Consider the following 14,088-nt stretch of genomic DNA (forward strand, 5'->3'; position numbering starts at 1 on the left):
AAAAATTAAAGGGTTATAGCACGAACAATCTGCAGGAATACAACATCACACAGATAGAGGAATAAGCTTACAAGGCTTACAGCCACAAAAACAATAATTGTAGTCTGCACAGCTTCAGGACGTGTAGGCCATACTACCTTTTTCAGCTCAATGTATGACTCTCTGGCAAATGACAGAAGCTTGTGGCCTTTGTTGGTAAAGAGCACAACACCTAAAGCTATAACGATAACTGCAATAACTATGGCAACACGGCCAAGACGCTGCAGTGATGACTCATCAATTACATAGTGCTGTGTGTAATAGAAGTTACCGCCTATTGCTGCAATTAAAAGAGCAAAAGAAAGCAGCCATAACAGCAGGTTAACAGGCTTTGATACAAAAAGCTCCTCACCCTTTTTAACCTCTGCGGCCTTGACATTGGCCTTAGGTGCCTTGGTGTTTACAACTTTAGTCTGTTTAGTCTTTGTCTTATTTTCACTCATAGTTTAGATCCTGTGGATTCTAAATCTGTGCCTGAATTTCAGGCCCTTCCATAGTCAACGGGACTTACCCTTTATATAGCAGCAGATGCTGCGATAAAAATTGTGTATAACACAATGTTATGCTTTATAAAATAAAAACGCCTGTGGCGCCACGCATGACATTTAACACACAAAAATTTAAAAATACCGCCGGGGTATTTTATGCGATGTACATTCTAACTTATCCTAATAGATTTTTTAATCTAAATTTATACAATATTTATAAAAAAGATTTAAAAAACTTAAGGGAGATAGAGATGGAGCGGGCAGCGGGAATCGAACCCGTATCACAAGCTTGGAAGGCTTGGGTAATAACCATTATACGATGCCCGCGACATGAAAGCATGTCGGATGACATAAAGTTGGGCGCAAAGTGAAATGTCTATTAGATGGTGGAGGGAGAAGGATTCGAACCTTCGAAGGCAGAGCCGGCAGATTTACAGTCTGATCCCTTTGGCCACTCGGGAACCCCTCCATTGCGCTAGCCATTACATCAGGCCAACTACTTAAAACGTTTTATCGTCGAAAGCGGAGCCCATTTTAAGGTATTGTTTTTACCTTTGCAAGCTTTTTTTTAATTTTTTTTTAAATTTTTCTCATAAAAATTAGTAAACTAGCGCTAATTTTAATATAACATACTGATTTTAAAGGATTATTTACAAATAATAATTTTATATATTTTTACTTAAATTTTTGTAATACAGCGTCATCAGACGAACACCCCTTCATAGTATTTATACAAATGTTAAATTTAAATTGTTTTTATTTTTGAGTATTAAATACTGTATCTGTGTATAACACGTTTAATTTTAGATCTTTTGTGTGTATCATGATGTGAATTTTATACTGTACTTATAAACAGGATATGGAGTTTTTATGCAAGATACCAAGCAACCATCACCCTATTTTGAATTCAGTCCCGAACAGTGGACCGAATTCTCGCATAAAAAAGAGCGCATCAATCTTACCAATGAAGAATTGCAAAAGTGTCTTGCCTATAACGACAATCTGTCTTTAGAGCAGGTTGAAAAAGTCTATATGCCTCTCTCGCGCCTTTTATATCTTTACTACAGATCGCGCCATGAAAGATCAACAGTTATTGAGCAGTTTCTAGGCAAGTCCATAGAATCAGCCCCTTTTATTATCTCAATTTCAGGCTCAGTCTCTGTTGGTAAGACTACAACAGCAAGATTATTACATCATCTTTTAAGCTCCTGGCCATCACAGCCAAAAGTCAGTCTCATCACCACAGACGGCTATCTCTACCCTAATGCCATATTAGAGGAAAAAGGCATTTTAAATAAAAAAGGCTTTCCAATATCCTATGATGTACATCGTCTGATGCAGTTTTTAATCGATGTCAAAAATGGTGTCAGAGATCTTAAAGTACCTGTGTACTCCCATCTTAGCTATGATGTCATACCTAATGAATTCACTGTAGTGGACAGACCTGACATTCTTATTATTGAAGGAGTCAATGTGCTGCAGAACGGTGCTGACTATCCTGAGATCAGAAACAGTACCTTTATTTCAGATTTTATTGATTTTTCCATCTATGTAGATGCAAGCGAAGACAATTTAATTACCTGGTACATTGACAGATTTTTAAAACTAAGAGAGAGCACCTTTAATAAAAAAGAGAGCTTTTTCCACCGCTTTGCCGCCATACCTGAGGCCGAGGCCATCTCCCTTGCCAAACTTACCTGGCAGAGCATCAATCATGTCAATCTTGTAGAAAATATTCTGCCCTGCCGCAACAGAGCCAACCTCATAATACGCAAGGGCGACAGACATGCTATAGAAAAAATCTATCTGCGTAAATAAAAAGCTAAGATACACAACAGACAATGACACAAAAGAGCATCTTGACAACAACCTATAACAATTACGGACTTAATCTGTATTTAGGGCAGTTAGATGATGCTCTTTGTCTTTGTGTCTTTGACAATGAACGCTCACGTGGCAACCTGCAGCAACTAAGAACAAAATACAGGCTTGAAACTAAGGAGTGTGAAAGCAGACTGCTCTTTGAGGCTAAAGCTCAGCTTGATGAATATCTGTGCCACAGACGTACAGCCTTTGATATAAAACTTTTAAAGACAGGCTCGCCCTTTGCTCTTGCTGTTTTAGATGCAGTATCTACCCTTGCCTATGGCACATGCGCAAGCTATGGCGATATTGCCCGCATCGTCGCCACTGCAGCACATGCCCGCGCCGTAGCCTCGGTACTTAGGCACAATACACTTAATATCTTTATACCCTGCCACAGGGTGATCTCCTGTAATGCAAGGCCTGGCGGCTATCAGGGTGGTGAGATGATTAAAAACTTTTTATTAAAGCTTGAGTATGAGCATCTAGTCAATCTGCAGAATATGCCCTGACTTTACCTCAACTATCTGAGCATTTTCATCCTTTAAAAGCAGATAGCCCTTGGTACTTAAACCACAGGCCCGACCCTGCAGTATCATATCTCCGCTTTTAATGCTTATATGGCGCGAGAGAAGATAGTCATGCTTTTTATAAACCTTAAGGAAAAAAGGCATACCCTCTTCCTCAAAACGTTTTACATATTTTTTAAGCTTATTGATAAGATCAGCTGCAATCTCTGTACGGTTGAGTATACGGCCAGAGGCATCTTTTAGCTCATAGCCCTTACTTTGTAAAAAAGCATCAAGCGCTGTGGCATTAATCTTGTCATCCTTATAGCTTTTACTATAGACATTAAGACCTATGCCAATAATGGCCAGAATATCTTTTCTGCGAGGCACAGACTCAATTAAAATACCTGAAATTTTATGACCTTTGACATAAACATCATTAGGCCACTTTAAAGCCACCTCAAGACCATAGCTCTCAAGAACACGGCATATAGTTACAGCAGCCACAAGCGACAGACCAAAGGTATCCTTTATTTTTTTAAAACTAAAGGCACCAGATAAAGTAAGATCGCTGCCTATAGATGTATGCCAGACATGATCATAGCGGCCACGGCCTTTAGTCTGAATTTCAGCGACAAGAAAATCACCGTTTACAGCATTGTCCTTGTTTCTTACAAACTCAAGATTGGTAGAATCAACTACATCAATGACAAAGCTGCGGCCACGGCCTAAAGACTTGTGATACAAAAGACCGCTGTCAAGCAGATCCAATCGTCGTGTCAGAGTAATAACGTCATCTTTAATTTTTAGAAGATCATCAAAGAGGCGGATATTCTCCACAAGGCATGAGACCTGATCTGCAGTACAGCCAAGACGCTCTGCCATATTATCAAGTGACAGCGTATAATCATCTCTTGCATTTAATATGCTCAAAAGAGATACTGCCCGCTCTAGAGATCGCTCCAAGAAAGCTCTCCTTTTCTGCCATAGATTCTAACCTCAGGCTCCAAATCTATATCAAAAGTATTTTTTACCTGTGTACATATGTATTTGCCAAGAGCCACAATTTCAAGAGGCTTGGCATTGCCTCTGTTGACAATAACCAGAGCCTGATGCTCCCAGGTGCCTGCATTGCCGTGGGTTATACCCCTGCACCCTGCTCTGTCAATAAGATAGGCTGCAGGTATTTTATAATCACCATTATCCTCAACATAATAAGGCATGTCGCTAAAGGACTTTAACAGACACTCAAGAGTGTTTTTATCCACCTTTGGATTTTTAAAAAATGAGCCGGCATTGCCCACAAGCTTTGGATCAGGCAGTTTCATAGCCCTAAGGCCTATGATTTTATTTCTGACATCCTGTGCAGTACTTACCACATGCTCAGATAAACCCTTGTAGTTAAGGCGTGGGGTAAACTCTCTAAAGAGATTTAAATGCACCTTGGTAATAAAGAGTTTTCTGTCCTTGTTATCCTTAAAGTATGAATGTCTGTAATCAAAATTACACTCATCGTGTGACATGTTGTAGATAAGGCGGTACTTAAGATCATAGACCTCAAGCGAATTTATAAACTGACCGATCTCCACACCATAGGCCCCCACATTCTGTATAGGAGCTGCACCTACAGTGCCTGGCACAGCAGAGAGATTCTCAAGACCATAGAGATTGGCCTCTAGCAGTCTTACAATAAGATCATCTAGCACATAGCCGCCGCCGACATGCACTGAAACTGTGTCACCTTTGTCTTCAATATTAAGATCAAGCAGTCTGTTGATAAGTACAGTGCCGTCAAAATCCTCTGTAAACAGAACATCTGAGCCTGTACCTAAAATAATGCAGCACTCATCCTCAATCGTGGCAAGCTTTGAAACATCACTTACGATAATGCCGTCTTTAGCCTTTACCGCAAGTCCAAAAGTATTGTACAGCTTTAAATCAAACATACTTTTATTCTTTTATACGCTCTATGATGCCGCCTATGCCTGCAAACTTGGTCTCAATGTGCTCATAGCCTCTGTCCATATGATAGATTCTATCAACTATGGTAGTACCTTCTGCTACAAGTCCTGCAATCACAAGACAGGCAGATGCTCTAAGATCGGTGGCCATAACCTGTGCACCCTTAAGCTTGTCAGTGCCGCGGCATACTACTGTATTACCCTCAATCTTAAGCTTGGCCCCCATACGTATAAGCTCAGGCACATGCATAAAACGGTTTTCAAAAATAGTCTCAGTGACAAGTGAGCTGCCGCTGGCAAGTACATTGAGCACAGTAAACTGAGCCTGCATATCTGTAGGCAGTCCAGGATGCGGAGCTGTGACAATATCAACAGGTTTTATCTCGCGGTTACGCATATCAAGAGTAATGTCTGTGCCATCAACCTCAATCAGAGCTCCTGCCTGACGTAATTTTAACAGCACTGCCTCAAGATCATGCGGCAGACATTTATGACAGGTAATATAGCCATGGGTTGCCATAGCTGCAATAAGATAGGTGCCTGTCTCAATACGGTCAGCTACAATCTCATGCTCGCCGCCGTGCAGTTTCTCCACACCCTCAATTACAACAGTTGAGCTGCCATCACCTGAAACCTTAGCGCCCATCATGCGCAGGAAATTGGCCAGATCTACAACCTCAGGCTCTCTGGCTGCATTTTCAATAACAGTGGTACCATCGGCTAAAGCTGCGGCCATCATCAGATTTTCAGTGCCTGTTACTGACACCTTGTCCATAACAATCTTGGCCCCATGCAGTCTGCCGCCTATGGCCTGAGCTGCAATGTAGCCCTCATCAAGATTGATATTCGCTCCCATCTCCATAAGACCTTTGACATGCAGATCAACAGGTCTTGCACCAATGGCGCAGCCTCCTGGCAGTGATACTTCAGCCTCTCCTAAAAAGGCAGTGAGCGGACCTAGTGCCATAATAGAGGCACGCATGGTTTTAACCAGATCATAAGGAGCAACCTTGGAGGTTACAGCTCCATCAATGATGTATTCATTATCTGCACTTTTAATGCATGTTTTGCCCAGAATATTCAACAGCTTGATACAGGTATTTACATCTCTAAGATCAGGTACATTCTTAAGTACAATTTTCTCACTGGTAAGCATAGTGCCCAATAGAATTGGCAGAGCTGCATTTTTAGCTCCTGAAATATTTACCTCTCCTGCCAGTGCCTTGCCGCCTGTGATTTTAAACTTATCCACTTTAGTTAAACTTCCAATAAATTCTGATACAAAAACAGCCATATTTTAGCGTTTATATGCGCCTGTGTCACTTAAAAAAGGCCTGGCCGAGGCCAAATAATTATGCCCTTAAGATCAAATACATATAAATAACATACTGATTTATATTATTTTTTATTTATATACAAATATAAACTTTACTGATAGACTGTAAACATATCACGTATAGATACTATACGCATATCAATTAAAATATAAGGAAAACAATATGTATTTAACAAATACCAGTCTCAAATCCGGAGTTGACACCTCTGTTCTTATAACTATTGAAAAGCATAAAACCTCTATAGCTGTTGATGCCGCTATCAGCCGCGAGCATAAATACTACAACATACCGTGGGGCATAAACCGCATTGTCAGCAATATAGAAAAAAGCGGATATTCAAAGGAGGATGTGCACTCAATTATGTGCTATGGACAGCAAGGCGGCAAAATGGAGTGCGAGCTCATCAATGTACAGCTGAGCACTCTTTTTTATCAGATACAGCAGTATATAGCGCCTTTTCTGTCAAACTCACACAAGACCCGTATTAAAATTACAGGCTGTCTTTTTAGTGACATCAAAAACTGCTTTCACAGCTGCCTTAAAGATTATGACAGCAAGATGCTGGTCAATGTACTGCCGCCTATTGCGTGTTAAATGAGTATGGAGTCTCCTGATAGACATAATAGTTAAGCCAGTTTGCAAAAAGCATACTGCCATGTGAGCGCCATGTGCAAAGTGGCGGCAGCTGAGGATTATTGTGCGGATAGTAATTGCATGGCGGATCAATACTCATGCCATTGCCTATATCACGTCTGTACTCACTGTCCAGAGTTAATGTGTCATACTCAGGATGGCCCGTAACAAAGACCTGACGCATATCCTTGCTTGAGGCAAGATACACGCCTGTATCCTTAGATGAGGCCAGCACGCTGATTGCATCAATAGCCTCAAATTTTTCAACAGGAAAATCAATAAAGCGCGACTGCGGAGCATAAAAGACATCATCAAAGCCGCGGATGAGAGGATCATGGCTGTCTGCTCTTTGATGCAGATAGACTCCAGAGAGTTTTTCTTGCCTGTGATAGAGCGGCATGGAGTAGAAAATCTGCATGGCAGCTGCCACACCCCAGCATGAAAATAGTGTTGAGGTAACATGTTCATGACCCCATGAGAGTATTTTCTCAAGGCTTTTGAAATAATTTACATCTGAAAAATCAATGCGATCCAGAGGAGCACCGCTAACAATCATACCGTCATAGTGTCTGTCGCAGATCTGAGCAAAATCCTTGTAGAAGGTTTCAAGATGCTCAACAGGCGTATTTTTGGGAGCATGCGAATCAATACGCAGTAAATCTATGTTGACCTGCAGCGGAGTATTGGAGAGATTGCGCATATACTGCAGCTCTGTGGCTATCTTGTTGGGCATTAAATTTAAAAATAAAAGCTCTAGCGGTCTTATATCCTGATGCTCGGCACGCTCCTGAGTCATCACAAATATGTTTTCATCCTGCAAAGCCAAAGCTGCCGGCAGTTCATTTGGTATATTGATTGGCATTATTCAAACCTCAGATAGCGTCATGCGCTATAGTTTTTTGAACCCTACAACACTCTAATACATTTTAAGATGTGCATGCAAGAGCTTAGCAGGCATTGCCTGCATATGGGGCCTTTTTATGATTTTTTATCATATAGTCAAAGAGGATCATTGAAAAAATGGCATTTAGTCATACAATTATTTAATTGCACAACTTTGAGAGGACAAGGTATGCAGCTTGAAATCATATCTACAGGTGATGAAGTAATCACAGGTTTTATTAATGATACCAATGCCTCATGGCTGTCACAGGAGCTTTTAGCGCTGGGCATTCAGCCTGTGCGTCGCCACACTGTAGGTGACAGACTTGAAGATATTAGAGATCTGATAAAAGAAAGATCGCTTGTTTGTGATCTTATTTTAGTCAACGGTGGCTTAGGTCCCACATCAGATGACAATACCACACAGGCTGCGGCCATGGCAGCTAATGTTAGACAGGTTCTCAATGAAGAGTGGCTAAGACGTATTGAGCAGTGGCACATAAAACGCGGTCGTACCATGCCACAGACCAATGTCAAACAGGCTATGCTGCCAGAACACGCTCAGATAATTGACAACAAACGAGGTACAGCCTGTGGCTTTATGCTGCAAATCAATAAAGCCATGTGTATTTTCACACCAGGCGTTCCATCTGAGTTTTATCAGATGTATAACGATGATATTCTGCCTTATATAAAAGAAAATTTTGCAGAAAATGCCAATACCGAGGTCAAGCGTTTCTTTCTCTTTGGTGTCTCAGAGTCCCGTCTTGGTGCTCTTATTGAAAAACATGATATACCAGAGAGTACTGTTATAGGCTACAGGGCTGACTATCCTCTGCTTGAACTTAAGATCATCTCCAACAATGCCACGCTAGATGAAAAGGTCTTTACGCTCAACACCATAAAACAGATAGTAAAACCTTATCTTATAATGAAAGATACCTTCAATCTTGACAGTGAAATTGCTAGACTGCTTGAGGGCAAGGTACTTAATGTCTTTGATTCATGCACCAGAGGCCAGGTAGGACATGATCTGGCTATGACCGTGAATATGAAAAGAGCTACAGTCATCAATCCTCTTGATGAGCATGGCACCATAGTAAAAGAAAGTGCACAGAGCTTTGAGCATGAGCTGCGCTCTTTGTTGCCAGATACAAATCATGTCTGTCTTAGCGTACTGCTGCTTGCCATCAATGATGCAGATATTGAATTTGCTGTCATCTATACTGATGAAAAGCGTGCTGAGCATAAGATGCATGCCAGACTGTCACTGACCTTAAAGGAAAAGAAAATTGCAACTATAAGTCTTATTGCCAGAACCTTTTTATACAAGCATTTAAGACATAAGGATATGATCGAGCCTGACTCAATGGAGCTTTTAGATACTCCAATTTTTGCTCACTAAATAAAATATCCCACGTAAATGTGGGATATTTTTTATGTACCTTTATTTATATGACAAAGCTTAATTATTAAGACTTTGACGATATACACTTAAGTATTCACTTGCCATATATGGAGACTCACGGCTGTGGGCCATGGCAGCACCGTTGGCCACCATATGGCGGACCAGACCCTCATCGCCTTTGACTCGCATAATGGCATCTGCAAGAGCCTCTGGATCTTTTGGTCTGACTAAAATACCTGTCTCTTCATTCACAATGATATCGCTTATACTGCCAACATTAGATGCAATAATTGGCACACTCTGATCAAGAACATCAAGTAAAATAGAGGTATTGCCCTCATAATTTACAGGGTAGACAAAAAGATCAAGAGCTGCAATATAATCTACCATATGTTTAGGACGGCCCAGGAACTTTACGTTTGGCAGTTCACGGGCTTTGTCACGCAGCAGGGCCATATCATCGCCTGTGCCTATAAAGAAGATTACAGCATGAGGCAGTTTGGTCTTGATAAGCTCATAGGCCTCAAGCAGTGTGGTCTGACCGTACAGACGGTTAATCAGATCGCCAACCATACCAATTAAATAGCGTCCTTTGTAAGCTTCTCTTAGACCATCAACATTAGGTTTGTAAGGCACAAGATTGTCGGTACACTCTTTAATGGTTTTAGCCTGCACATGAAAATCATTTTTTAGCATCTCATTGGTCAGAGTCTGCGTGGTAATTACAGCACTGGCCCAGTTAAAAAGAGTTTTATTAAACAAAGTGTCGTCATATTTGTCTCTGCCCCTGACATTTAATACATATGGGACACCGAACATGACATTATGCACCAGGGCCCAGTTGGCACCGTGCTGATCGTGGGCATGAACGATAGTGGCCTTGCGCATCAGCTTAAAATGACATGAAAAGCGCGGATCGACAATACCATGTACTTTAATAATTTTTATATTAGATTTTAGGACCTTGAGTCTTTTTGTTAAAGGACTGTCATCTCTGCAGATGAGATATTGAAAAGGACCCAGTGCTCCAAGTGCCTTGATAAGCAACTCTGTCTGACGGTGGGCATGTGAATACCCTCTAGCCAGGCAGACATGTGCAATTGAAAAATATCCTTTAGCCATAAGCATCTCTTTTAATATTTAATTCTTATTCAGTATACATAAATTATTAATAATTTCTGTAAGTGAATAGACAAAATAGCTAAAATAAAATAACAATTTGTGTTTTTAAACTACAGCTGTATAAATTAATAAGACACCTGATAATATAGCTACAGTCGAAAAGCAAAGTCGAACCAGCTTGACATTAAGTCTTATCAAAAGTGCTGTTCCAAGATAGGATCCTAAGAATGTGGCAGTGATAAGCACGGGGACCCAGTGCCAGTGTATGGAGGTCAGTGCTCCTACAGTAAAGGCACCTACAGCATTCCATATAGTTGCCACATAGAGCATGGTATGCATGATGGCCCTTTTAAGATCCATACCAAAAACCATAACCAGAGTAAGTGTGGAGAACAGACCTGCCCCAGATGAAAGTGATCCTGATAGGAGACCTATAAGTATCATTAAAAACGTACCTATAATGACACGGGTTTTTGATCTGTGCTCAAGATTGCTACCACCAAAATTCTTTTTATACAGGGTGTATATACCTGAGGCAACAGTTAAAAGACCTACTGAGATCGATGCAATATCAGCAGGAATGGATATGACAATAACTGTACCTGCAACAACTGCAGGACAGCCTATAAAGAGCATTATAAGGCTAAGCTGCCTGTCCAGATTAAATGAGCCGTGATCTTTGAACTTTTTTGACAGTGCCCCTACGCCTAAAAAGACTACAGCCACTTTATGGGTTCCTAAAGCTGTGGCAAATGGCAAACCCATAAGAATTAGCAGAGGAAGCTGCACAAAGCCAGCTCCTCCGCCTGAGACTGAGGCAAAAAGGTTGGCAATAAAAGATACGGCAAATAATATAGCCTGTGAGACTATTTCATCGTACATAACAAAATCCCGGTGATTTATGGATTTTGCATAATTTTATAATCTGCATAAATTTTAAAATTATACAAAAGACAAGGTATTGTAGTACCCTAAAGCGCCTAGAGCAAAGCTAACCTTGATTCTTGATAAAGATTTTTAGACTTGTATTATTTAGGGGCGTGTAAACAAAAAAAGCACCAAATGGTGCCTTAGTTGTAAGTGGCGGAACGGACGGGAATCGAACCCGCGACCTCCTGCGTGACAGGCAGGCATTCTAACCGGCTGAACTACCGCTCCGCATTATAGGGTAAGCCTGGCGATGACCTACTCTCGCACAATCGTACGTTGCACTACCATCGGCGTAACTGCATTTCACTTCTGTGTTCGGAAAGGGAACAGGTGGTTCTACAGCACTATGGTCGCCAGACAAATTCTGTAAAAAACTTATAACAAACTGATTTAACTCTTGAGTATTAAGAGGTCTTTAAATGTCCATGCCCTCCGGGGTTGTATGGCCAAGCCTCACGGTTAATTAGTACTGGCAAGCTTCACACATCACTGCGCTTCCACATCCAGCCTATCAACGTCGTAGTCTGCAACGAACCTTTAGGAGCTTAAAGCTCAGGGATGACTCATCTTGGGGCCTGCTTCCCGCTTAGATGCTTTCAGCGGTTATCAGTTCCGCGCTTGGCTGCCGGGCCGTGCCATTGGCATGACAACCCGTAAACCAGAGGCGCGTTCACTCCGGTCCTCTCGTACTAGGAGCAATCCCCCTCAATCATCCAACGCCCGCGGTAGATAGGGACCAAACTGTCTCACGACGTTTTGAACCCAGCTCGCGTACCACTTTAAATGGCGAACAGCCATACCCTTGGGACCAACTTCAGCCCCAGGATGTGATGAGCCGACATCGAGGTGCCAAACACCGCCGTCGATATGAACTCTTGGGCGGTATCAGCCTGTTATCCCCAGAGTACCTTTTATCCGTTGAGCGATGGCCCGTCCATGTGGAACCACCGGATCACTATGACCTGCTTTCGCACCTGCTCGAGATGTGCCTCTCGCAGTCAAGCCAGCTTATGCCATTGCACTGACCTCACGATGTCCGACCGTGATCAGCTGACCTTCGTGCTCCTCCGTTACCCTTTGGGAGGAGACCGCCCCAGTCAAACTGCCTACCAGACACTGTCCTCGTATGTGTTGTACTTAGTTAGAACCTCAAACATGTCAGGGCGGTATTTCAAGGTTGACTCCATAAAAGCTGGCGCTTCTACTTCAATGTCTCCCGCCTATCCTGCACAAACAGGTTCAAGGTTCAGTGTCAAGCTGCAGTAAAGGTTCACGGGGTCTTTCCGTCTAGCCGCGGGTACACTGCATCTTCACAGCGATTTCGGTTTCACTGGGTCCCGGGTGGAGACAGCGTGGCCATGGTTACACCATTCGTGCAGGTCGGAACTTGCCCGACAAGGAATTTCGCTACCTTAGGACCGTTATAGTTACGGCCGCCGTTTACCGGGGCTTCACTCAAGGGCTTCAACTTGCGTCTGACCCCATCATTTAACCTTCCGGCACCGGGCAGGTGTCACACCCTATACTTCCCCTTTCAGGTTCGCAGAGTGCTGTGTTTTTGTTAAACAGTCCCAGCCACCATTTATCTGCGGCTGTGTGCAGCTTCATCTGTGCAGATTGCACCGCTCACAGCGTACCTTCTCCCGAAGTTACGGTACATTTTTGCCTAGTTCCTTCACCCGGGTTCTCCCAAGCGCCTTGGTATCCTCTACCCGACCACCTGTGTCGGTTTGGGGTACGGCCACATATAACCTGAAGCTTAGAGGCTTTTCCTGGAAGCCTGGTATCAGTTGCTTCATATCCGTAGATACTTCGTCTCAGCTCTCAGTTTTTCACACATGTCTTTTAACCCATATGCTCCCTACAGCCTTTCACAGAAACTACCGTTCTTCTGCCAACCTAACCTTCTCCGTCACCCCATCGCAGCTATATGCGGTACAGGAATATTAACCTGTTTCCCTTCGACTACGCTTCTCAGCCTCGCCTTAGGCACCGACTCACCCTGCCCCGATTAACGTTGGACAGGAACCCTTGGTCTTCCGGCGAACGGGTTTTTCACCCGTTTTATCGTTACTTGCGTCAGCATTCGCACTTCTGTTACCTCCAACTCGCCTCTCGACTCATCTTCGTCAGTTTACAGAACGCTCCCCTACCACTTGCAGTATTCTGCAAATCCGCAGCTTCGGTGTCTGATTTGAGCCCCGTTACATCTTCCGCGCAGGCCGACTCGACCAGTGAGCTATTACGCTTTCTTTAAATGATGGCTGCTTCTAAGCCAACATCCTGGCTGTCTTAGCCTTCCCACATCGTTTCCCACTTAATCAGAACTTTGGGACCTTAGCTGGCGGTCCGGGTTGTTTCCCTCTTCACGATGAACGTTAGCACCCACCGTGTGTCCCCTGCTTCCAACTGGACGGTATTCGTAGTTTGCAACGGTTTGGCAACCCGGGATGGGCCCCTTGCCGTAACAGTGCTCTACCCCCGTCCGTCCTCACAGGACGCTACCTAAATAGCTTTCGGGGAGAACCAGCTATCACTGGGTTTGATTGGCCTTTCACCCCTAGTCCCAGATCATCCCCTAACTTTGCAACGTTAGTGGGTTCGGCCCTCCGGCAGGTGTTACCCTGCTTTCAGCCTGTCCAGGACTAGATCACCCAGTTTCGGGTCTGCCTGTATCAACTGTTCGCCCTATTAAGACTCGGTTTCCCTACGGCTCCCTCATTAAAGTTAACCTCGCTAATACAGACAACTCGCTGACCCATTATACAAAAGGTACGCAGTCACACATACTTAACGTACATGCTCCCACTGCTTGTACGCACACGGTTTCAGGCTCTCTTTCACTCCCTTCACCAGGGTTCTTTTCGCCTTTCCCTCACGGTACTGGTTCACTATCGGTCGTCAGGTAGTATTTAG

Annotated in this window: 11 protein-coding genes, 3 tRNA genes and 2 rRNA genes (1 of these 16 only partly in view); 4 read left to right on the plus strand and 12 right to left on the minus strand. The window is 43.1% G+C overall.

Annotated features, from left to right (window positions below; translation table 11 throughout):
• Window positions 1–5: 5 nt before the first annotated feature.
• The 3 genes from secE to DRZ93_RS06605 all read right to left on the minus strand — a co-directional run bounded on the left by secE (window position 6) and on the right by DRZ93_RS06605 (window position 996).
• Window positions 6–482 carry a preprotein translocase subunit SecE gene (gene secE, locus DRZ93_RS06595; protein ID WP_113743156.1) on the minus strand — a complete coding sequence of 159 codons (477 nt, stop codon included), beginning with the start codon at window positions 480–482 and terminating at the stop codon, window positions 6–8.
• A gap of 297 nt (window positions 483–779) precedes the next feature.
• Window positions 780–854: transfer RNA gene (locus DRZ93_RS06600), tRNA-Gly, on the minus strand.
• Window positions 855–911: 57 nt separating this feature from the next.
• A tRNA-Tyr gene (locus DRZ93_RS06605) sits at window positions 912–996 on the minus strand.
• A 401-nt stretch (window positions 997–1,397) separates the two neighbouring features.
• On the opposite strand from DRZ93_RS06605, the gene coaA reads away from it, so the two are divergent.
• Together coaA and DRZ93_RS06615 are read left to right on the plus strand one after the other, a co-directional pair.
• Window positions 1,398–2,345, plus strand: a complete 948-nt coding sequence (coaA, locus tag DRZ93_RS06610; protein ID WP_113743157.1) for a type I pantothenate kinase — start codon at window positions 1,398–1,400, stop codon at window positions 2,343–2,345.
• 41 nt (window positions 2,346–2,386) lie between these two features.
• Window positions 2,387–2,902, plus strand: a complete 516-nt coding sequence (locus DRZ93_RS06615) for a methylated-DNA--[protein]-cysteine S-methyltransferase (RefSeq protein ID WP_172458103.1) — start codon at window positions 2,387–2,389, stop codon at window positions 2,900–2,902.
• Here the strand turns inward: DRZ93_RS06615 and DRZ93_RS06620 are convergent.
• From DRZ93_RS06620 to murA, 3 genes are read right to left on the minus strand one after another with little or no spacing between them, the layout of a single operon-like run.
• Window positions 2,876–3,865 (minus strand): biotin--[acetyl-CoA-carboxylase] ligase, encoded by a 990-nt coding sequence (locus tag DRZ93_RS06620; protein ID WP_113743159.1) that lies wholly within the window; start codon window positions 3,863–3,865, stop codon window positions 2,876–2,878. The genes DRZ93_RS06615 and DRZ93_RS06620 overlap by 27 nt on opposite strands.
• Window positions 3,850–4,845, minus strand: a complete 996-nt coding sequence (gene murB, locus DRZ93_RS06625) for a UDP-N-acetylmuramate dehydrogenase (RefSeq protein WP_113746161.1) — start codon at window positions 4,843–4,845, stop codon at window positions 3,850–3,852. Before murB ends, DRZ93_RS06620 begins: the two co-directional genes overlap by 16 nt.
• A 4-nt stretch (window positions 4,846–4,849) precedes the next feature.
• On the minus strand, window positions 4,850–6,112 hold the full coding sequence (gene murA / locus DRZ93_RS06630) for a UDP-N-acetylglucosamine 1-carboxyvinyltransferase (protein WP_113745055.1): 1,263 nt from the start codon (window positions 6,110–6,112) through the stop codon (window positions 4,850–4,852).
• A 247-nt stretch (window positions 6,113–6,359) separates the two neighbouring features.
• Here murA and DRZ93_RS06635 point away from each other — a divergent pair, with 247 nt between their 5' ends.
• Entirely contained in the window at window positions 6,360–6,791 is a 432-nt protein-coding gene (locus tag DRZ93_RS06635; protein ID WP_113743161.1) for a hypothetical protein, read from the plus strand.
• On the opposite strand, the gene DRZ93_RS06640 is transcribed toward DRZ93_RS06635, so the two are convergent.
• On the minus strand, window positions 6,778–7,692 hold the full coding sequence (locus DRZ93_RS06640; RefSeq protein WP_113746162.1) for a homoserine O-succinyltransferase: 915 nt from the start codon (window positions 7,690–7,692) through the stop codon (window positions 6,778–6,780). The genes DRZ93_RS06635 and DRZ93_RS06640 overlap by 14 nt on opposite strands.
• Window positions 7,693–7,902: 210 nt before the next feature.
• On the opposite strand from DRZ93_RS06640, the gene DRZ93_RS06645 reads away from it, so the two are divergent.
• The gene (locus DRZ93_RS06645; RefSeq protein ID WP_172458105.1) at window positions 7,903–9,117 is read left to right on the plus strand and encodes a molybdopterin-binding protein; all 1,215 of its coding nucleotides are present in this window, start codon (window positions 7,903–7,905) and stop codon (window positions 9,115–9,117) included.
• Window positions 9,118–9,177: 60 nt separating this feature from the next.
• Here the strand turns inward: DRZ93_RS06645 and DRZ93_RS06650 are convergent, their stop codons facing one another.
• The 5 genes from DRZ93_RS06650 to DRZ93_RS06670 form a co-directional block, all read right to left on the minus strand.
• On the minus strand, window positions 9,178–10,242 hold the full coding sequence (locus DRZ93_RS06650) for a glycosyltransferase family 4 protein (RefSeq protein WP_172458107.1): 1,065 nt from the start codon (window positions 10,240–10,242) through the stop codon (window positions 9,178–9,180).
• A gap of 105 nt (window positions 10,243–10,347) precedes the next feature.
• Window positions 10,348–11,124, minus strand: a complete 777-nt coding sequence (locus DRZ93_RS06655) for a sulfite exporter TauE/SafE family protein (protein WP_113743165.1) — start codon at window positions 11,122–11,124, stop codon at window positions 10,348–10,350.
• Between the two features lie 199 nt (window positions 11,125–11,323).
• A tRNA-Asp gene (locus tag DRZ93_RS06660) sits at window positions 11,324–11,400 on the minus strand.
• 14 nt (window positions 11,401–11,414) lie between these two features.
• Window positions 11,415–11,530 (minus strand): 5S ribosomal RNA (gene rrf / locus DRZ93_RS06665).
• 84 nt (window positions 11,531–11,614) lie between these two features.
• Window positions 11,615–14,088: ribosomal RNA gene (locus DRZ93_RS06670) — 23S ribosomal RNA — on the minus strand (it continues 407 nt past the right edge of the window).

The sequence above is a fragment of the Anaerobiospirillum thomasii genome, from assembly GCF_900445255.1.
Lineage (GTDB): Bacteria > Pseudomonadota > Gammaproteobacteria > Enterobacterales > Succinivibrionaceae > Anaerobiospirillum_A > Anaerobiospirillum_A thomasii.